Here is a 19785-nt window from a genome sequence, read left to right on the forward strand (position 1 = left end):
GTTCTTATTTCCTCCTGCTTAAGACTGTTATTCTGCCAGTTCATCTTCATTTTCCAGAACGGCTTCGGTATGATCGCATGCCGTACATTGCAGCTTCGTTCCCTGTTTATTGCGTTTTTCGATCATCCAGGCTCCACATGAAGGACATGGCTTAGTGGAGGGTCTATCCCAGGAAACAAAATCACAGCCCGGGTATTGATCGCAGCCGTAGAAGACACGTCCTTTTTTGCTTCGGCGTTCTACGACCTTGCCTTCGTGGCATTTCGGACAGCTGACGCCAATATCCTTCACAATGGGCTTGGTGTTCCGGCATTCCGGGAATCCGGAGCAGGCCAAAAATTTACCGAAACGGCCCAGCTTGTATACCAGATGTTTGCCGCACTTCTCGCAGAGCTCATCAGAGACCTCATCTTCAATCTCGATCTCTTTCATTTCCTCTTCGGCAAACACCAGCCTTTTCTCAAAAGACCCGTAAAATTCGGCCAGAACCTTCACCCAATTCTGTTCGCCTTCCTCCACATGGTCAAGATCCCCTTCCATGTTCGCGGTGAATTCCACATTGAGGATTTCGGGGAAAAATTGCTCCATCTGCTCGATGACCAGCTCGCCCAGCTCAGTAGGCATGAACTTCTTTTCTTCAATCGCCACATAACCGCGTTTCTGAATGGTTTCCAGGGTTGGTGCATACGTACTTGGACGCCCTATCCCCAGCTCTTCCAGCGTCTTAACCAGCCGGGCTTCCGTGTAACGCGGAGGCGGCTGTGTAAAGTGCTGCTTCGGTTCGATTTCCTGTTTATTTAAATCATCTCCCGCTTGAAGAGGCGGCAAATACTTGTCTTCATCCGTGGTTCCATCATCGTTCCCTTCCACATACACCTTCATAAAACCGGGAAACGAAACCTTCGAGCCTACAGCCCTAAAGATGGCCGTGCCGGCAGTGATATCCACCGAAAGCGTATCCAGCAGCGCAGAGGACATCTGGCTTGAAACAAAACGTTCCCAGATCAATTTGTACAGACGAAATTGATCCCGGCTCATAAACTCCTTAACCTTGTCGGGCTCCCGCAAGGCTGAAGTAGGGCGGATCGCTTCATGGGCGTCCTGTGCGCCCGCTGCTTTTTTGGAGTATTGCCGCGGCGTCTCGGGTACGAACTTCTCGCCGTATTTAGCAGCAATCAATTCCTTGGCTTCATCCTGTGCTGTGGTCGAGATCCGGGTGGAGTCTGTACGCATATAGGTGATCAAACCTACGGTCCCCTCTTTACCCAGCTCCACGCCTTCATACAGCTGCTGCGCAACGGACATCGTCTTAGCGGCACGGAACCCCAGCTTGCGGGCTGCTTCCTGCTGCAGGGAGCTTGTGGTGAACGGGGCGGAAGGATGACGTTGTCTTTCCTTTTCCTTGACTTCTTTGACTTTGAAATCAGCGTTTTTGATAGCTTCCAGGACTTCCTGAACATCGCTCTCCTGATTCAACTCCTTCTTTACGCCGTCAAGCTTATGAAACTTGGCTTCAAAAGAGGAATCCTTAATGCCGAGCCTCGCGGTTATGCTCCAATATTCGGTAGGCACAAATGCGGAAATTTCATTCTCCCGGTCCATAATAATCTTGACCGCAACCGATTGCACCCGTCCGGCAGACAAGCCTTTTTTGACTTTCTTCCATAATAGGGGGCTGATCTTATAGCCTACCAGCCGATCCAGGATACGTCTTGCCTGCTGGGCGTTCACAAGATCCATATTAATTTTGCGCGGTGTCTTAAAAGCATCCTTTACCGCTTGTTTGGTAATCTCATTAAAAACAACCCTGCATTCCTGGGTCTGATCCAAATCCAGCGCATGGGCCAGATGCCAGGCAATAGCTTCTCCTTCGCGATCCGGGTCAGCCGCCAGATAGACTTTTTTCACTTTTTTGCTGGCATCCTTCAGTTCCTTCAGGATGGAGCCTTTACCGCGAATGGTGATATATTTCGGGTTGAATTCATTTTCCACTTCGACGCCAATCTGGCTTTTCGGCAAATCCCGAATATGGCCCATCGAAGCCTTTACGATATATTTACTGCCTAAATATTTGCCAATTGTCTTCGCTTTTGCCGGCGACTCGACAATAACTAATGCATCCGCCATAGGTTCTTCCTCCTAAAAGTTTGGCAACCATATGCTTCTGGAAAGCTTGTCACGAACAAAACCTGTCCCAGAGCACACACTTGACACTGCTCTCTTCTATATTAAATAACTTTATAAATAGCACCGGGTAATTGTGTTACCACTTTTTTTATGATTAAAGATAACAGAACTGAATGCAAATGTCCAAAATCCCATTCTGCCCGTACAAGAAGCTCATCCAGCGTAAATGGCCCTTGATGCAGTATATGGTATAGTCGAGACTCCTCACTTGTCAATTTCTTTTCGGTGTACCCCTCGCCGGCCGGGGCTGCCAAAGACCCCTCAATCCCATGCTCCGCCTGGTTTTTTGGCAATAAAGAAATATATTCTTCCATAACGTCGGCTCCGCAGGTAATCAGCTTAGCTCCCTGTTTGATCAGATCCAGCGCTCCCCGGCTTTTGGGTGAGGTCACCGGTCCAGGTACAGCAAATATATCCCTGCCCGCCTCCAGAGCCGCATCCGCAGTAATGAGCGATCCGCTGCGCACGTCCGCCTCCACAACCACCGTACCGAGTGTAAGACCGGCAATGATACGGTTGCGCTGCGGGAACAGTCCGGGATGGCTTTTGGTGCCCAAAGGATATTCGGTAATTACCAATCCCTCCTTGGCAATCAGGCGTTCAAGTTCCCTGTTCTCAGCCGGATAAACCTGATCCAATCCAGTAGCTACAACAGCTATCGTTTTCCCCCGTTTCGACAACGCCGCTTCATGGCAGACACTGTCGATTCCCCGGGCCAGTCCGCTTACCACCGTGAACCCTGCGCTACTAAGCTCTTCTGCCAACATTGCTCCTACCTTCCGTCCGTATGCAGTCGGCACACGTGTTCCAACCATAGCGATGGCTGGCCCCGACAGCAAGTCCAGGTTTCCCCGGTAATAGAGCACCCAGGGAGGCTGCGCGGTCTCCTTCAACAGCTCAGGATAATCCGCATCGAGTACAGTAAGCATCGCCACACCGTTACTTTTCATCTGATCGCGCCGTGCTGCAATCCATTCCACAGAATAATTGGCAGCCAGCTGGTTCGACACCTTAGCCGTAAAACCGAAAGCTTCCCATTCCTCCAACCGGCAGGATAATGCATTTTCTCTCAAAAAGCCGGCTTTGCAAACCTTGTCGATGCTTTTCCAGCCAATGCCTTCGGTTTCATGTAAGCCGAATAACAGGTCACGCTTATCCATATGTATAATCTCCTTTTATGCGGAAGGTCCCGCCTTCCCGATTTTGTACCGCCATAATTCAAGAGCACCACCCTCCGAACGACTCCAAACAGCTGCATAAAAACGCAAAAAAGCAGCCTTTTATCCCTTGGTCAGGAATAGAAAGGCTGCTTACCTTTACTAATGGAGGGCGCACGAAAGAAATCCAAATGATGGAGTCTTTCGTAGCAATATGTTAGTTAGAGATTAGGATTTAATCAGTGCGTGGTGCAGGCATTCAGCATGCCGCGTTCTTCAAGTACACTCACGAGTGTAGAGCCCATTTCGGCAGGGGTTGGAGCCACCTTGATCCCGCAGGCTTCCAATACCTTTATCTTCTCGCTGGCCGTACCCTTGCCTCCGGAGATTATTGCACCGGCGTGACCCATCCGTTTGCCTGGAGGTGCAGTTGCCCCACCAATAAAGCCGACTACCGGTTTGGTCATGTTCTCACGTATCCACTCAGCCGCTTCTTCCTCTGCCGTCCCACCGATTTCACCAATCATAATGACCGCTTTGGTATTCGGGTCTTCATTGAAAAGCTTCAAAATATCAATGAATTCGGAGCCTTTAACAGGGTCTCCTCCGATACCTACAGCCGAAGATTGTCCAATACCACGGGTGGTCAGCTGGTGCACCGCCTCATAGGTGAGGGTCCCGCTGCGGGAGACAACACCCACGTAACCAGGCATATGAATATAACCCGGCATAATCCCGATTTTACATTCTCCAGGAGTAATAACTCCCGGGCAGTTCGGCCCGATTAATACAGTAGAACGCCCTTCCATATAACGGGAGACTTTGACCATATCCAGCACCGGAATGCCTTCTGTGATACAAATCACCAGCTCAAGCCCGGCATCCACAGCTTCCATAATTGAATCTGCGGCAAAAGCCGGCGGTACATAGATTACACTTGCGGTGGCGCCTGTTGCCGCCTTGGCTGCCACTACGGTGTCAAATACCGGAAGACTGACTTCACTGCCGTTCTCCAGCGTGATATTGACAGACGTCCCCCCTTTACCCGGAGTCACACCCCCGACCATCTGTGTGCCGTAATCCAGGGCTCCTTTGGTATGGAACAGCCCCGTGGAACCGGTAATTCCCTGTGTAATGACTTTTGTATTTTTATCTACAAGAATGCTCATGCTTAAGTCACATCCCAACTTATATTGTCAAATACGTGAACTGGCACCTTCGCTTCGTTATTACTGTACAAGGGAAACAATCTTGCGGGCTCCATCCGCCATCGAATCGGCAGGTACGATGTTGAGTCCCGACCCGGCCAAAATCTCCTTGCCCAGACTTACATTGGTTCCTTCCAGCCTTACAACCAGCGGTTTGGTCAAGCCGAGTTGTCTCGCCGCTTCCACTACCCCGTTGGCAATAACGTCACAACGCATGATACCGCCAAATATATTGACGAATATACCGCTTACTTTGGCATCCGACAAAATAATCTTAAAAGCTTCCGTGACCTTCTCCGTAGTTGCACCGCCCCCTACGTCCAGGAAGTTGGCGGGTTCGCCGCCATAGTATTTAATAATGTCCATCGTAGCCATTGCCAGACCGGCACCATTCACCATACAGCCAATATTGCCGTCAAGAGCGATATAGCTGAGGTCATATTTGGAGGCCTCGATCTCCTTCTCATCCTCTTCCTCCAGATCACGGAGCTCCAGAATATCCTTATGGCGGAACAAGGCATTGGAGTCAAAGTTCAGCTTGGCATCCAAAGCCATGACATTTCCGTCTGCAGTAACGACCAGCGGATTAATCTCCGCAATGGAACAGTCTTTATCTACAAAAGCAGAATACAGCGCTTGCATGAACTTCACAGTTTTCCCAACAAGTTCGCTTGGAATAGCGATGCTGTAAGCAAGTTTGCGGGCCTGGAAGGTCTGCAAGCCCACAGCCGGATCAATAATTTCTTTAAAAATCTTCTCCGGATGTGTTTCTGCGACTTCCTCAATCTCCGTTCCGCCTTCTTCGGAGGCCATCATGACGATCCGTCCGGAAGTGCGGTCCACAACCAAACCGATGTAGTACTCCTTCACAATCTGACAACCTTCTTCAATCAGCAGGCGTTGTACCAGCTTGCCTTCCGGTCCGGTCTGATGGGTAATCAGTGTCTTCCCGAGAATTTCACCTGCAAAACTGCGCACTTCATCAATATTCTTGGCTACCTTAACCCCTCCGGCTTTACCGCGTCCGCCCGCATGAATCTGAGCTTTGACAACAACTACCGGTGTGCTCAGCGACTCTGCGGCTTCCACCGCTTCCTCCACTGTATAAGCTACTTTGCCGTTCGGTACGGATACACCGTACTTCTTAAGTACTTCTTTTCCCTGATACTCGTGGATATTCATTCCGGAAGCCTCCTAAAGTGTTGCGGTGACATCTGCAGGCAGCCTGCCGTCCTTCCGCTTTCCGTTTTGATTGCCGCAAGTCGGGTCCGAGGTCCCGGTTCATAGAGCGATACCGGAACAAGCAGAAACGGCACAACCGTCTTTCTGTCGAAGACGGCCTCGCGTTTCTACGAGAGACATAGGGGCATTATAAGACACAAGCTCATAACTGCCGATATGCCAATAAAGGAAACCCAGATTAGTGTAACATGTTTTTAAAACGCTTTCCTTAAAAACTTTCAATATATATACATACATTTTCGCTCGATTTCATGCCGGAATGCGAACGATCACATTGACTCTTCTTTTTTGTTACTTTTTGGAAGCTGAAATATTGGCCTCATGGATGCGGCCCAACAGCCCCTTGAACTGGCCCAGCAAATCTACGAATTCATCGCTGGAGAGCATCGTTCCTTCAGCCATTTTGGCAGGAATACAAGCAGCCTCACTTTGCAGCGCCGCCCCTTTCTCCGTTAAAGAGATCAGTACCTTGCGTTCATCCTGCAGCGAACGCTCCCGCAGGATCCACCCCGCAGCCTGCAGCCGTTTCAGCAGGGGCGTCAGTGTGCCCGAATCCAGGAATAGCGCTTCGCCTAGTTCTTTAACCGTACACTGCTTCTTCTCCCATAAGACAAGCATCACCAAATACTGCGAATAAGTCAGCCCGATCTTGTCCAAGTGGGGTTGGTACAGTTTGGTGAACTCGCGTGAACACGCATAAATGGTGAAACAAAGCTGGTTCTCCAGCAGCAGCTCAGGAGTTGTGTTTGTGTTTTTATTTGTATTTTGCATTTCCTATTCACCCGCCTTTATGCCTTCATTTTATCATAATTCACCCTCAAGATCATGTTAATAGCAAAAAATAGTTTGACTTTTATTATTATTGTGTTAAATTATATTGTGTGCAATACATTATAACATGAACGGGAGCGATAACTTATGATGACCATCCAGCAAAAAATGTATGAAACTACTGTGAAAGCTGTTGGCGGAAGAAACGGTTACGTCGAATCGGAAAGCCCTGTACTGAACCTGACAGTCAGCACTCCGCGTGAAATGGGCGGAGCCGGCGGTGAAGGTACAAATCCCGAGCAGCTGTTTGCAGCAGGATACTCCGCTTGTTTTGACGGAGCATTAAATATGGTTGCCCGGCTTGGCAAAGTTAAAATCGAAGGCAGTGAGGTGACCGCTACTGTAAGCTTCGGCAAAGTAGAAGACGGAGGCTTCGGGATAGCCGTCAAGCTTGATGTTCTCGTGAAAGGTGTCGACCACGAAACTGCAGCAAAGCTTGTCGAGGCCGCACATGGAGCATGCCCTTACTCCCGCGCCACTCGCGGAAATATCGTCGTAGAGCTCAATGTGCTGTAATTTAACCCCAAGCCATCCGGAGCAATCAGCGGATGGCTTTTTATTTTGCGCAAATACGCAAAAACACCTTATTCCTCATGGATAATCTGCCGGTCCAAATTCCGGTATTGCACCGCTTCGGCAAGGTGGGCAGAAGAAATATCCTCTGCCCCTTCCAAATCCGCAATGGTTCGTGAGAGCTTGATAATCCGGTCATGTGCACGCATGCTAAGCCCCAAACTTTCAAGGATTTGCTGGAGCAGTTCCGCGTCCTTTTTGCCGAGACAGGCATACCGGCGGAGCGCCGCACCGGAGAGCTCACTGTTCCAGGCAATCGGCAGATCCTTGTAACGCATGCTCTGAATCGCTTGAGCAGCGGCGACCTCGTGACGCATTTGAGCCGAGGACAGGACCGGACTGTTCCGTTCCCATTCCTTGGGCCGGGGCACATCCACCTGAAGATCAATCCGGTCCAGAAGCGGGCCGGAAATCCGGGCTCTGTACTGGGCAATGCGCGCCGGGCTGCAGGTGCATCGTTGCTGAAGGCTGCCGCTTCCCAGGAATCCGCAGCTGCACGGATTCATTGACGCAGCCAACATAAATTGGGCAGGAAACGTAAAAGCCGCCCGGGCCCTGCTGATGGTCACCAGCCCATCCTCAAGAGGCTGCCGCAGCACTTCCAGCACATTACGCGAGAATTCAGGCAGCTCGTCCAAAAATAAAATACCGCGATGGGCCAGGCTGACTTCACCCGGCCGTGGAATTCCGCCGCCTCCAATCAGGCCTGCCCCGGAAATTGTATGATGCGGGGAACGAAAGGGACGTGCGCGCAGCAGGCCGCTGTGCGCATCCTTCAGCTTGCCGGCCGCGCTGAATATTTTGGTTACTTCGAGCGCCTCACTGTCGGACAGCTCGGGAAGAATGCCGGGCAAACGCTTGATTAACATCGTTTTGCCCGTCCCGGGTGGACCTACCAGAATAATGTTATGCATTCCTGCTGCCGCAATGGTCAAAGCCCGCTTGACATGCTGCTGGCCCAGCACATCACTGTAGTCCTCCGCTGCCGTGTTTGCAGCCGGCAGTGAGCTCCCATGATAAGCAGACACGGGTACATACTTTAGATGATCAAGCACCAGCACCCTGACTGGCGGACGTTCTCTGGAGGAAGCTGCCAGGCTGGTGGATATCTGGAAAGGAAGCGGAGTCCGGGTAAGCTCCGTACCGGAGTCCGCAGCCTGAACACCGGTTTTCGCTCTCCGCTGTACCCCGGCAGAGCTCCACTCTTCGTTTGACCCGCTGCAATCAGGCAGTTCCTGCAAATGTCCGGCGGCATATACGGTAATTCCTGTGATCAGCGCTGCTTCCGCTGCATTTTCCTTCGGAAGAAGGACAGCCCGAAAACCTGCTTTACGGGCGGCTTCCACCATTGGCAGCACACCAGTCACCGGCCGCAAGCTGCCGTCCAGGGCGAGCTCTCCAATTAACAGCAGTTCACTGGCCGCCGGCATAACCAACTGACCGCTAGTCGTTAGAATACCCAGCGCAATGGCAAGGTCAAAAGCCGAGCCTTCCTTGCGTAAATCCGCAGGGGCCAGATTGATTGTAATCCGCTGTTGCGGATAGCTGAACCCGCAATTCTTGACTGCCGCCCTTACCCGTTCCACCGCTTCGCGGATTGCCGAATCCGGCAACCCGATAATATTGGTTTGGGGCAGACCGTTTGCCAAATCAATCTCGACTCCGATCATTACGCCCTCAATTCCGTATAAACATGCGCTATGCATTTTCCCGTACATAACAAAAAAACACCTCTTCTCCTGAAATGAACCCATTTACGGGTATATTCATCCAAGAAAAAAGGTGCTTCCTCATTTTCTAACGCTAGCTTACCAAAAATGGACTTTGAAATCCGCCTTTTCAGAATAAAAGGTTCCAATTCCCTACTCTTACATAGTTATGTAAGGTTTAAAGCTCCAGATCACACCGATTATCCTTCCTCGCTGACTACCACCGAATCCCTGATCTGCTCAAAGGTAAGCGGGGTATAATTCCAATGCTCCACACAAATATTAAAGTAATTCTTCCCTTCGTATTTCTGACCATGGATATGACCGTGCACATTTACGTAAGGCATATGTTTGTTCATATACATCGGCTCGTGGGAAAGAAAGAAAAAATCCTTGTAAATTAGCGGATGCTCACTGACTTCATCAAACCCGGCGTCCAGCCACCAGCTTCTGCTTCGCCCACGATCATGGTTGCCGAGAATCAGCGTCTTGTAACCATTCAGCCTGGAGACGATCGTTTGGGTCGCTTCCTTGCCCAGAAACGAGAAGTCGCCCAGATGGAACACCTTATCCGCTTTGCCCACCACTGCGTTCCAGCTCTCAATCATGGACTCATTCATCTGCTCCACATCCGTAAAGGGGCGGGATTCAAAATCAATAATCAGCTTGTGTCCAAAATGATGGTCAGAGGTAAAAAAAACGTTAGACATATTCTCTCCTTTCTCATCAAAATAATAATTTCTGCTACTCGGGTTGCACTCCCCTGGCTTAGTCTCTTATTTCTCCATATCCCGTCTGTGCCAACGTTCGTTCACTTCTAGTTGGATCAGCTCAGCCAAAGGAGGCAGCCCCTCATTCTCTATCAGCCAGCTGCGCATTTCCTTAATTGCCTCCACCTGTCCGTTGCCCTTATCACGCCATGTCAGCAGTTCAATGACTCTAATAATAAGCGCCAAAAGACTGCTGTTGCTGTTCTGCGTCTTTTCAGCACGGATTTTTTGAAATAACGCCTCGTTTTCCCAATCAATGAGGATCTCCTCAGCAATCGCAGGACGCATTACGGTGAAAGTCTTCTCACATTGCTCGCAGCATACAACCGATAAAGACTCTCCGCCAAATTCAACTTGGATTTTTTGTTGACAATGTTGGCAAGTAAAACTCACTTGTATCTCCAGCGGTTGATTATTCACTCGGACAGCCCTCCTCAGGGTGCAATAAAAACTCACACTTATGTTTACCCATTTCTTTTCAGAAATGACCCACAGTGTGCAAGCTTTGGAAAATCTTCTTTGTTACAAGAAGCGAACTCATAGTTTTTCTAAAGAAAGAGGGCTGATATAAATAATAAATAATCACTTGATTTACTCATAATATCCTCAAAAAGCTTCACAGATATGACGCAGTGACGCTACCTGCAAATCCTCATGCAGCAGAACGGAAATGACATCAAAGGACACCTTGCGCTCTTCCAGCTTATGGCGGTACAGGTATACCTGTGCCGTGCTGCGGACCTGCCGGATTTTGCGCCAATTGACGGATTCTTCCGGCGTTCCCTGCAGCAAGGAGCCGCTGCGGCTTCTCACCTCAACAAAAACCAATGTCTGTCCCAGCTCGCTTATAATGTCAAGCTCCCCGCTGCGGCAGCGCCAATTACGCTCCAATACCCGATAGCCTTGCGAGGTTAAATATTGTACGGCTGCATTTTCGGCAGCAGCTCCTTTTTCCTTGCGGGTATGCCGTTCCCCGGAAAAGGAGCCATTCATGTAAGGCCACGCTCTTTGACGGTCCGGTCACTCTGGTACACAAAGCTCAGAATCTCAGCCACCAGCTGATAGAGCTCCGGAGGTATTTGCTGGTCCAGGTCCAGCTTGGACAGCACTTCCACCAGCGCAGCATCCTCCTGAACCGCCACCCCGTTCTCCTTGGCCTTCTGCAGAATCATGTCCGCAACAGCGCCTTGGCCCTTGGCAATAACTAGCGGAGCATCCTGCTGACCAGGGGTGTATTTAAGCGCAACCGCTTTTTTCAGATTCTGCTGAATTTCATTGTCCGGCTCCTTCATATGCGGTAATCTACTCCTTTATAGGCATCCGGAACATATTCCGCCAGTCTGGAGACCGGGTTCCCGGCGGCATCGGCTGCCAGTGTTTTCTCCGGCAGCGGTTCTGTCCTTAAAGACAACAGCTGATAGCCGATCGACTCTACCGCAGCCCGGATGTCCTCACGCCCCTGCTCCATAAGCTCCAGCACAGCCGGTTGATCATTATGCATTTTCAGGCTGACAATACGGTCTACTACCTGGACATCCACCAGCGTCTGACCCAGCTGCTTCATGTCCAGGTCGAACCAGAGACGGCAATTCGCGGCATCCAGCTCGCCTTTGCGCCCCCGCCGCGACTGTATATGGACAGAAGCTGTCTCCTGTCCATCCCGGCCCTGGAGCGGCAGGAACAACGTCACCTGCGCGAATGGCGCGGTGCGGTCGGTGTTCAGCAGCAGCTGCTGACCCGTCAGCTGCTGAACCAGTGAGCCGGCGGCCTCCTTGACCGCCGGCGGCACCTCGCTGCTGCCGATAACCTGCAGCAGCACGCCCTTGAGCGTCTCGGCGGCGTTAGTCCCGCCGCCGGACGCCGGCCCCGCTGCCGCCGCCGTGCCGGCGCTGCCTCGCACAGCCTGCTGCTCGTGCTCCGCACCGAGCAGCTTCAGCACACCGGCCACCCACGGCTCCGCCTGGGGGGTGGCCGGTGTGCCCGTTTGCGGCGGCTGCACCGGCGCCGCAAACAAGGTCTCCCCGCGCGGCGCAGCTGCCGCCGGCGCGGGCTCTTGCCCCGCCGCACCTGCGAGCGGGGCGGGGGTTCCCAGCGGCGGTGCAGCCGCTGGGGGGTTCAGCTGCGGCTGCGCAGCACGCAGCTCGGAGAGCACGCCCTGCAGCTTCGCCAGCAGGGCGGCCCCGCCGGCAGCGGCTGGAGCGGCTGCCGCTTTACCGGCGGCGGGCTCGCCTGCGCCCGCGGCTCCTGCAGGCAGCGTGTCCGGTCCCTCCGGACTGACGCTTCCGGCAGAGCCGGTTCCACCATTTGCAGCCGCTCCCGGGGAAACGTTGCGGGGAGCCGCTGCCTCGGCAGGACTCACAGGCTTGGATGAGGCAGCTGACACTTCACTGCTCTCCGTTCCCGGTACGGCTGCGGTTACAGCGGCTGCACTGCTCTTAAGAGGCGCCGCTTCGCTCTCGGAAGCCGCTACCGCTGGTAGAGCAGACACTTCCGGATTCCCCGGATTAGGAACAACCGCATTTCCGGTTACGGTCTGGGCTGCCGTTTGATGAAGACTGGCAGAATTATTCTGGCCCGTTCCTTGCACATTCCCTGCACTTCCGGCAGTTCCCGTTCCCACTGCTTGCTGCGGGACTCTGCCTGCAGTCTCATCTGTTGTCATGTTCTGCCCGGCTGCCGGGATCGCTGTCTTGGCCGCTGCCGGCGCCGAAGCTGTATCCGGGCCAGTTCTACCAGCATTCGGTGCAGCTGCTTCACCGGTTGCTGTACTTGTTGCTGCACCCGCCGCAGCTGCACTACCAGTTGCCGTAGCAGGTAAAGAACCAGGCTTATTCGCTGCCGCAGCGTCTTTGCCTCCTTCTTTTCCCGCTTCTTGACCTGCCCAAAGATGAAGCTGCTCCTCCAGATTCGCCAGAAGCTGATGCAGCTGCGGCCCAAAAACCGCCTGCTGCAAGCCCTTTACTGTTTCCGCCGTAACTGGAAGCCCCCGCTTCACTGAAAGGACAGCCGCTTCCAGCCATTCTGAAGCCGGTACAGCCGCAGGCTTGGCATTCATCACTGTATCCAGCTTCGCTGCCAGCTCTTTGCTCAGCGGCAATCCAGCGGACTGCATGGCCTGTATAATCTCCCGTCCGGCCTTGGAACCACTTAAACCCAGTGACTCCAAAGCCTCTCCCATGTTTTGCGGAGAGACCAGTGCCGCTTCGCCGAGGGAGACCGGCTTTAATACCGGCAGACCTCCCTCTCCGGGAGCCTCTACCTGCAAATTCAGCGTTTGTCCCGGCTGAAGTGGAGTAGCAAGCTCTGCACGGACCGGTGTGCCTTGAATCTGTACAACCGCTTCGTTCCCTGAATCCGATACACTTAGAACAACGCCTCTTACGACCTGGCCTTCTTTCAACTCCAGCGACTTGGCCTCGCCGGGTTTGCTGTCACCGAGCAGCCCGCGAATCAATGATCCGATATTCATACCGTTCCTCCTCCCTCCAACCCTTTCTTCATATATCGGCAGACCGCGAATTTTTTAAGAGAAGTTAGAGCTTCTCAAAGCTTATTTTTTCATAAAAAAAGAATGACACCTAGAACAACGTCTGTTGCTCGGCAAGTATCTTGCCAATGAAGCTGCGCCGGTGCATCGGCGTTGGTCCCAGCAGGGTAATCTGTTCCCGGTGCAGCTTCGTTGCGTAGCCTTTATGTATGGCAATGCCATAATCCGGATATAATTCTTCCCACAATCCTTCACAGAGCCGGTCGCGAGTCACCTTGGCCACGATAGAGGCGGCCGCAATGGACTGACTGTTTGCGTCTCCTTTGATAATGGCCCGCTGCGGCAGCGGCAAATCCACTTTCTCGGCATCGATCAGCATATAATCAGGAGTATGATTCAGAGCTTCGACTGCTTTTTTCATCGCCAGCCTGGAAGCCTGCTTGATATTGATTTCATCTATGACTAGAGAATCCACATGCCCTACACCAACTGCCACAGCCTGCTCCATGATGATCTCAAACAGTGCATCCCGCTTTTTGGCCGTCAGTTTTTTAGAATCATCCACACCTTCTATGATAAGCCCCTCCGGCAGAATCACCGCAGCTGCCACTACATCCCCGAACAGACAACCCCGGCCTACCTCATCCACACCGGCGATACGGCCATAAGATTGTTCCCAGCCCTCTTTTTCATATAAAAGCAAATCTATTGTGCTCACACTCTCCACCACCATCTGCAAATTCACATTAAAATTCTGTACAAGTCAGCTTACCACACACAAGCCGAAATGGTCATCCCTCTTTATATTTATTCAGCCAAGGCACTTGATCATTCGCCCTTATAGCATCCACAAAAAAAAGAGCCATCCCCTGATTACGGATGGCTCTTCCATACCCTAAATATTTCACAGTGCCTTAATTAAGATTAAGGCATCTCCAATGTAAAACGTCCCAGCTTGCCTGCCCGCAGCTCGTGCAGCAACGCCCGTGAGGCTTTCTCCAAATCCACACGGCCGCCGCTGATCAGACATCCGCGTTTGCGGCCAATCGCCTCAAGCACCGCTACGATCTCATCCGGATTCTCCAAATCTTCAGGCAGCTTCTCAATACCGAAGCGTTCCTTGAATCGGGAGCCATAATCCTTCACCAGATATTTCACAGCATAAAAAGCGATATCTTCAACGTTCAGAATCTCTTCTTTGATCGCACCGGTTACCGCCAGACGATAGCCTACTTCCTGATCCTCGAACTTCGGCCACAGGATTCCCGGAGTATCAAGTAACTCCAGATTACCGCCTGTCTTAATCCATTGCTGCCCTTTGGTTACCCCCGGACGGTCACCGACTGCGGCAATTGCCCGTCCGGCCATGCGGTTAATCAGCGTGGACTTTCCGACGTTGGGAATGCCGACGATCAGGGCACGCATTGCCCGCGGGTTCATTCCCCTGGCAATTTGCCGATCAATCTTCTCCTTCAGCAGCAGCTTGACCTGCTCCGGAATTTCTTTAACCCCTGTACCTGTGGAGGCATCTGCCGGATGGGCAACATGCCCTTGCTCCTTGAAATAAGCGAGCCATTTCCGCGTGGCCTCCGGATCAGCCAGATCCGCTTTATTCAGTAGAATCAGCCTTGGCTTATCCCGCAAAATATCGTCAATCATCGGATTACGACTGGAAAGCGGCAGACGGGAATCAAGCAATTCTATTGCTACATCAATCAGCTTCAGCTTTTCCTCGATTTGCCGTCTCGCCTTCGTCATATGACCAGGAAACCATTGAATGGCCATTGCCGTCACCTCCTTTGACTTCCGTCACCTTAATGGTTAATTAATGTAATGTCCTTCAGCGGCCAGAAAATCAGATCTGCACGGCCTACAATATCATCCAGTGGCACATAACCAATCATCCGGCTATCTGTACTGTCCGAGCGGTTATCACCCATCACAAACACATGCCCTTCAGGCACAGTTGCATCGGCAAAATCCTCGTTGGGAAAATTCTTATTATTGTAGAGCGAATTGTTGTTGTGGGCTTGATCGATAGCACCCTGGATATACGTCTCGCTCACAGGCTCGCCATTGACCGTAACGACATCACCTTCCACTTTAACCGTATCTCCCGCAACCCCGATCACGCGTTTGATGAAATCCCGGCCTTCTGAAGGCACATGAAAAACAATGACTTCACCGCGCTGAGGGGATCTGATATCATACAATATCTCATTGACTATAACCCGCTCGCCAGTATGGAAATTGGGCTGCATGGAAGGCCCATCCACAATAAACGGCTTGAACAAAAGCCAGCGAATCAGTATGACCAGCACCAAAGCAATGGCGATGGCCTTAATCCATTCCAGCACTTCATTCTTCGGCTTACGCGGGCTTTCGCCACCCGTCTCCACCTTCTCCGCTTGTCCTTGCTGCAAATCCTGCTGCATAGTTCACCTTCCTTTCTTTATGTATTTCCATTTTTCTGCACTTCTTTACTATACACCACAAAAAAACTCCTGCCAAAAATCCTCCACAGATACTCCTACAGGAGGCCTTTTCGGAGAAGCCTGTCCCCAGCGCTATATATGTCTCAACCCTTGTATTCACTCTTAGGAATAAAACGAAAGGGGCTTGAACTCAAGCCCCTTCCCTTTGTCACTATTCTAGCGACGGATTTCTTTAATTCTTGCAGCTTTACCGCGCAGTTCACGAAGATAATAAAGCTTAGCACGACGAACTTTACCGCGACGAGCCACTTCGATTTTTTCAAGTTTAGGCGAGTTGATTGGGAATGTTCTCTCCACACCAACACCGTAAGAAATTTTACGAACCGTAAAAGTCTCACTGATTCCACCGCCGCGACGTTTGATTACAACGCCTTCGAACAACTGGATACGCTCACGAGTTCCCTCGATAACTTTTACATGCACCTTCAAAGTGTCTCCCGGGCGAAAACTCGGGATATCTTTACGAAGTTGCTCTTGTGTAATAGCTTGTAGGATATTCATTAGGGACTTCCTCCTTCCGTACAGGTGTTCTTGCCTCTTCCAGAGAGATCTTTGCTCTCTTTCATTATCCGCAGCGGACCACCGTATTCCACACAACAGAAATAATAATATCATATTACCATAACTAATACAACCTATATTTCACAATTTACAACGGCAGCATATCCCTCTTTTTGGCCTTGCTCTGACAGTCCTTGCAAAGCCCGATCACGGTCCCGTTATCCTCGGCATAAAAGACCAGTTTGCCATTCCTCTTCTTGCATGCGGAGCACTGCTGTTCACCGGAGCTTTGCTTTCGTTTGCGATGCCGCTCCATCGAGACTACATTACTGCTGCCCTCCCGCTTGCTGCCGCCCGTTTGTCTCCGATTGCGAATGATTATATACAGAGCTACCAATACCAACAAAATAATAACCGCTAATATCATTCTCACCTGGGCTTCATTCACCCCCCGGATATCTTTCACTCAGTTTAGCACACTTGTAAATTGAATTGTAGTCAGAGCTTTCCCTGGTCTTTAGTCCAGTATTCCAACCCGCCTGCAGCCTGTTATTCGAAATTTTTCCGTAGTATATAATGGAACAGAAGATGTACATATCGTGAGTACAAACCTAAGAATCATGCAGCAGCATAATAAAAGGAGGATTTATGTAATGAAAAGGAATTACAAGTCGGTGACCATCACGGCAGCTACGCTGGTGTTTATGGCACTTTTATCAGGATGCACAGAATTGCCGGGTAAGGCGGAGCAAACCAAAACTGCGGAGCAGAATTTCACGGAGACCTTTGCCGAGGATTTGGGGACAGCAATCAAAGAGGGGGTTGGAGAAGCTGCTGCCATCACCGAGCAAAGTGTTCAGAACGCCGTGACACAGGTTGTCGATGAAGTCACAGCCGATAGTATCCGCAAGGAGCTTACAGCCTCCCGGGAAATCGGTTCCGCCACTGTCCTGAGCATGAATAATGCCGTCGGAGAGGTGAAGGTTCAATCCGGCTCTGCCGATACAATTAATGTCACCGCTACTATTGTGTCACATAACCGGTCGGCTAACGAATCCGATCGCCAACAAATACTCGACAACGCCGAGATTTCCATTGAGATTAACGGAGATCAAGTGGAGCTCTCTACCCACGCCAAGGACAACCCGGACAAAGATCTGTGGACTTGGGCACAGAAGAAATACGGCTTCTCGGATTTCAGCATCAATTATGTGGTAGAAGTGCCTTCTTTTATCGACAGTTATGAAATTCAAAATAATGTCGGGCAAATTCATATGAGTGGTTTAAAAGGGAACTACAACGTGGCCAGCGATGTTGGAGCAATTCATATCGAAAAGGCTGTGCTTTCCGGCAAATCCACTATTGAGTCAGACACCGGCAGCATTCAACTCGATATTGCGGATCTTATAAGCGGCAGCAGTCTAACTAGCACGAGCCAGGTAGGCAGCATTACCGCTGCTCTGCCCGATGATTTACAATACAGTCTGGAGACCTCAAGTGAGCTGGGACAAATCACGGGAGCCGATAAAGGCACAAGCGATGTCAATGGCGGCGGCCCGCTGATCACCCTGAGCACACAAATTGGTGCAATTAGAGTTCAGTAATAACTTGAGCAACAAACAAACGGAGCACCCATTATAAGGGCGCTCCGTTTGCGCTGGCTTGTGGATCAGATCAGGGCGATGGCCAGTAATGTAAACAGGCTTAAGGTTAGAATCTGATTGCCGTAAGGATTGGCATAGGGATAAAAAGCCGAAGTCTGAACCCGCCCTCTCCCCTCTGTCTTCAAATAGACATGATGTCTATCCACATCAACAATAACACCCTCATGCTGTCTTCCATCCACCGTTAGAATCCGCACCTTCTTGTCTTTACAGCGCAAACAATTATAATATGCCTCCACCCTGCTACTCCCCCTCACTCGTTATGCCACAGTCTATGAGGAGAGCGATGTGCCGGTAACGGCTAAGTTACACTTGACAGTGCCGCAGGGCGACCAAATATTCTGTTCTGTCAGGCATTATTGGGTTCCATACAGGTTATATATAGTTATGAAACCTATTACTGTAAGCTAAAGCAACGTCCATTCCCGCGTGAGAATAACTTTTAAGGAGGCTCGTCTGATGGTTAGAAGCAATAGCCGGGTTGTAAATTAAGGTGTGCTGCGCATCACGGTATCTATTATATTGTCATCCTTAATTTTTACCGTCCATAATTATTTTTGGGCCGTCATTCTGCTTGCAATAGCCGCATTTTATGCTCTTTGTACAGGTATTTACAGACTCACTCGCAAGTCCTAACACTCTCTTGTTTCCATATAAAAAGCCACCCCTTGAATGCTGAAAGGCATCAGGAGTGGCTCTTTATATTTATAAATCCATTCAACCCACGATCGATAAATCAGTGTAAATAAATGCCACTCGTTTACAAAATATGATATAATCACTAAAGCAATAGAATAGGCTTACAAGGGCGGTCGGCTACCTCTCGATAGAAGGGAGGGATGCCCATATGACAGTTAAAGACACATTAACGCTAATGATTTCATTCGCGACTTTGGTTGTTCTTATACTATCATTCCACAACAAAAAGTAGACCGCCCTCGGCAAAGGTAACTGGTCTACTTTTTGTCCATTATTTTTCTGTCGCAGCCTACCGCCCTTAAAAGCGGCTATTGCCCTGGAGTCGTGTTACACGCACGACTCCTTTGACTATAGTATACAGTATATGACTTAGAATATAAAACCCATTTATAATTTTTTTTATTAAATCCAACCCGTTCTCTTCCTCAACCTGTATAGCCCATTTTTTGTGCAGTCCTTTTCAATTGACAGCTATTCTACAAAATTATATCCCAAATTTCAGCCACAAAGTGACTAAAACCATTGATACCTAAATTAATATCGGAGTAACAGGATTTGAACCTGCGACCTCACCCACCCCAAGGGTGCGCGCTACCAGGCTGCGCCATACCCCGACAAACATTCTCTTCCTTATATATACCGCAGAAGTATCTTTATTTCAAGTCAAAAATTTTACTTTTCTTTTATAATTTAATCGCTATTTTACAAAAGCTATGCTATACTCTTGCCACAAGGAAAGGAGGTGCGTTCACATCAATCATGACATGCTGAACGTATCCCTTACCCGGACCATTGGCTAATGAATTTGCCTTTGGTGGCGCGGGATACGGAGCAAGGTTTTAGAACAGCGCCACGGGTAGAAAGACCGTCTTCGGACGGTCTTTTTTATTTGCCGTTCTGTTCACCTGTATCTTCCAGCAAAAGATAAGACCCTTAAAGTGTGAATGGTTCATTCACCTGTCTTTAAGGGTCTTATCTACAGCTATAGAATTTTTTAATGTGGACGATTCCCGGTTTTATTTGGCTATGGACGATTCGCCATAGGATTTACGATTGGTATAGAAGTCAATAATATCATTTACGGTGCGGAGCGGCTCCGCTTTCTTAGGGTTCGCGTCCACGTCCTGCTTGAATTCTTCATGCGTGTTCGTAGTCACTTCAGTTCATTCCTTTCAATTGTTATGCTCATTACATCTCAGTTGCATCTGTTATTGCGCCACCTCTATCTATTACCCTATTTTCAGGGAGATTACGCACATTTG

General features: G+C 50.3%; 21 protein-coding genes and 1 tRNA gene. 3 read left to right on the top strand and 19 right to left on the bottom strand.

Annotation, left to right across the window (positions count from 1 at the left end):
• Window positions 1-27: 27 nt before the first annotated feature.
• The 5 genes from topA to IEY53_RS13155 all read right to left on the bottom strand — a co-directional run bounded on the left by topA (window position 28) and on the right by IEY53_RS13155 (window position 6565).
• On the bottom strand, window positions 28-2127 hold the full coding sequence (topA, locus tag IEY53_RS13135; protein ID WP_189025542.1) for a type I DNA topoisomerase: 2100 nt from the start codon (window positions 2125-2127) through the stop codon (window positions 28-30).
• A gap of 101 nt (window positions 2128-2228) precedes the next feature.
• Complete coding sequence (dprA, locus tag IEY53_RS13140; RefSeq protein ID WP_189025544.1) at window positions 2229-3347, bottom strand: DNA-processing protein DprA; 1119 nt, start codon at window positions 3345-3347, stop codon at window positions 2229-2231.
• Between the two features lie 236 nt (window positions 3348-3583).
• On the bottom strand, window positions 3584-4513 hold the full coding sequence (gene sucD / locus IEY53_RS13145) for a succinate--CoA ligase subunit alpha (protein ID WP_189025546.1): 930 nt from the start codon (window positions 4511-4513) through the stop codon (window positions 3584-3586).
• Between the two features lie 60 nt (window positions 4514-4573).
• On the bottom strand, window positions 4574-5734 hold the full coding sequence (sucC, locus tag IEY53_RS13150; protein ID WP_189025548.1) for an ADP-forming succinate--CoA ligase subunit beta: 1161 nt from the start codon (window positions 5732-5734) through the stop codon (window positions 4574-4576).
• Between the two features lie 351 nt (window positions 5735-6085).
• Window positions 6086-6565: a MarR family winged helix-turn-helix transcriptional regulator gene (locus IEY53_RS13155; protein ID WP_189025550.1), complete on the bottom strand. Its 480-nt coding sequence runs from the start codon at window positions 6563-6565 to the stop codon at window positions 6086-6088.
• 147 nt (window positions 6566-6712) lie between these two features.
• Here IEY53_RS13155 and IEY53_RS13160 point away from each other — a divergent pair, with 147 nt between their 5' ends.
• Window positions 6713-7141, top strand: a complete 429-nt coding sequence (locus IEY53_RS13160; protein ID WP_189025552.1) for an organic hydroperoxide resistance protein — start codon at window positions 6713-6715, stop codon at window positions 7139-7141.
• A gap of 68 nt (window positions 7142-7209) precedes the next feature.
• Here the strand turns inward: IEY53_RS13160 and IEY53_RS13165 are convergent, their stop codons facing one another.
• From IEY53_RS13165 to IEY53_RS13215, 11 genes are all read right to left on the bottom strand, one after another.
• A complete protein-coding gene (locus IEY53_RS13165; RefSeq protein ID WP_189025554.1) occupies window positions 7210-8916 on the bottom strand; it encodes a YifB family Mg chelatase-like AAA ATPase in 1707 nt (568 codons plus the stop codon).
• Between the two features lie 191 nt (window positions 8917-9107).
• Entirely contained in the window at window positions 9108-9617 is a 510-nt protein-coding gene (locus IEY53_RS13170; protein WP_189025556.1) for a metallophosphoesterase, read from the bottom strand.
• Window positions 9618-9683: 66 nt separating this feature from the next.
• Complete coding sequence (locus IEY53_RS13175; RefSeq protein WP_229696126.1) at window positions 9684-10097, bottom strand: hypothetical protein; 414 nt, start codon at window positions 10095-10097, stop codon at window positions 9684-9686.
• Window positions 10098-10283: 186 nt separating this feature from the next.
• A complete protein-coding gene (locus IEY53_RS13180) occupies window positions 10284-10670 on the bottom strand; it encodes a YraN family protein (protein WP_189025558.1) in 387 nt (128 codons plus the stop codon).
• Window positions 10667-10969 (bottom strand): EscU/YscU/HrcU family type III secretion system export apparatus switch protein, encoded by a 303-nt coding sequence (locus tag IEY53_RS13185; RefSeq protein WP_189025559.1) that lies wholly within the window; start codon window positions 10967-10969, stop codon window positions 10667-10669. Before IEY53_RS13185 ends, IEY53_RS13180 begins: the two co-directional genes overlap by 4 nt.
• Window positions 10966-13146, bottom strand: a complete 2181-nt coding sequence (locus tag IEY53_RS13190) for a TP0910 N-terminal domain-containing protein (RefSeq protein WP_189025560.1) — start codon at window positions 13144-13146, stop codon at window positions 10966-10968. Before IEY53_RS13190 ends, IEY53_RS13185 begins: the two co-directional genes overlap by 4 nt.
• Before the next feature lie 109 nt (window positions 13147-13255).
• Window positions 13256-13882 (bottom strand): ribonuclease HII, encoded by a 627-nt coding sequence (rnhB, locus tag IEY53_RS13195; protein ID WP_229696127.1) that lies wholly within the window; start codon window positions 13880-13882, stop codon window positions 13256-13258.
• Between the two features lie 206 nt (window positions 13883-14088).
• Window positions 14089-14949: a ribosome biogenesis GTPase YlqF gene (gene ylqF, locus IEY53_RS13200; RefSeq protein ID WP_189025561.1), complete on the bottom strand. Its 861-nt coding sequence runs from the start codon at window positions 14947-14949 to the stop codon at window positions 14089-14091.
• 29 nt (window positions 14950-14978) lie between these two features.
• Window positions 14979-15599, bottom strand: coding sequence for a signal peptidase I (gene lepB, locus IEY53_RS13205; RefSeq protein ID WP_189025562.1), 621 nt, complete (start codon window positions 15597-15599; stop codon window positions 14979-14981).
• Window positions 15600-15815: 216 nt separating this feature from the next.
• On the bottom strand, window positions 15816-16160 hold the full coding sequence (gene rplS, locus IEY53_RS13210) for a 50S ribosomal protein L19 (protein ID WP_036688590.1): 345 nt from the start codon (window positions 16158-16160) through the stop codon (window positions 15816-15818).
• A gap of 148 nt (window positions 16161-16308) precedes the next feature.
• Window positions 16309-16593: a hypothetical protein gene (locus IEY53_RS13215; protein ID WP_189025563.1), complete on the bottom strand. Its 285-nt coding sequence runs from the start codon at window positions 16591-16593 to the stop codon at window positions 16309-16311.
• A gap of 220 nt (window positions 16594-16813) precedes the next feature.
• Here IEY53_RS13215 and IEY53_RS13220 point away from each other — a divergent pair, with 220 nt between their 5' ends.
• Complete coding sequence (locus IEY53_RS13220) at window positions 16814-17764, top strand: hypothetical protein (RefSeq protein ID WP_189025564.1); 951 nt, start codon at window positions 16814-16816, stop codon at window positions 17762-17764.
• A gap of 65 nt (window positions 17765-17829) precedes the next feature.
• Here IEY53_RS13220 and IEY53_RS13225 read toward each other — a convergent pair whose 3' ends face one another.
• Window positions 17830-18063, bottom strand: coding sequence for a hypothetical protein (locus IEY53_RS13225; RefSeq protein WP_189025565.1), 234 nt, complete (start codon window positions 18061-18063; stop codon window positions 17830-17832).
• A gap of 608 nt (window positions 18064-18671) precedes the next feature.
• Between IEY53_RS13225 and IEY53_RS36065 the strand changes: the two genes are divergently transcribed.
• On the top strand, window positions 18672-18755 hold the full coding sequence (locus tag IEY53_RS36065) for a putative holin-like toxin (protein ID WP_353953970.1): 84 nt from the start codon (window positions 18672-18674) through the stop codon (window positions 18753-18755).
• A gap of 308 nt (window positions 18756-19063) precedes the next feature.
• Here the strand turns inward: IEY53_RS36065 and IEY53_RS13230 are convergent.
• Together IEY53_RS13230 and IEY53_RS13235 are read right to left on the bottom strand one after the other, a co-directional pair.
• Window positions 19064-19137, bottom strand: a tRNA-Pro gene (locus tag IEY53_RS13230).
• Between the two features lie 402 nt (window positions 19138-19539).
• Entirely contained in the window at window positions 19540-19680 is a 141-nt protein-coding gene (locus IEY53_RS13235) for a hypothetical protein (protein WP_189025567.1), read from the bottom strand.
• Window positions 19681-19785: the final 105 nt, after the last annotated feature.

The organism is Paenibacillus albidus, assembly GCF_014644435.1.
Classification (GTDB): domain Bacteria; phylum Bacillota; class Bacilli; order Paenibacillales; family Paenibacillaceae; genus Paenibacillus_AQ; species Paenibacillus_AQ albidus.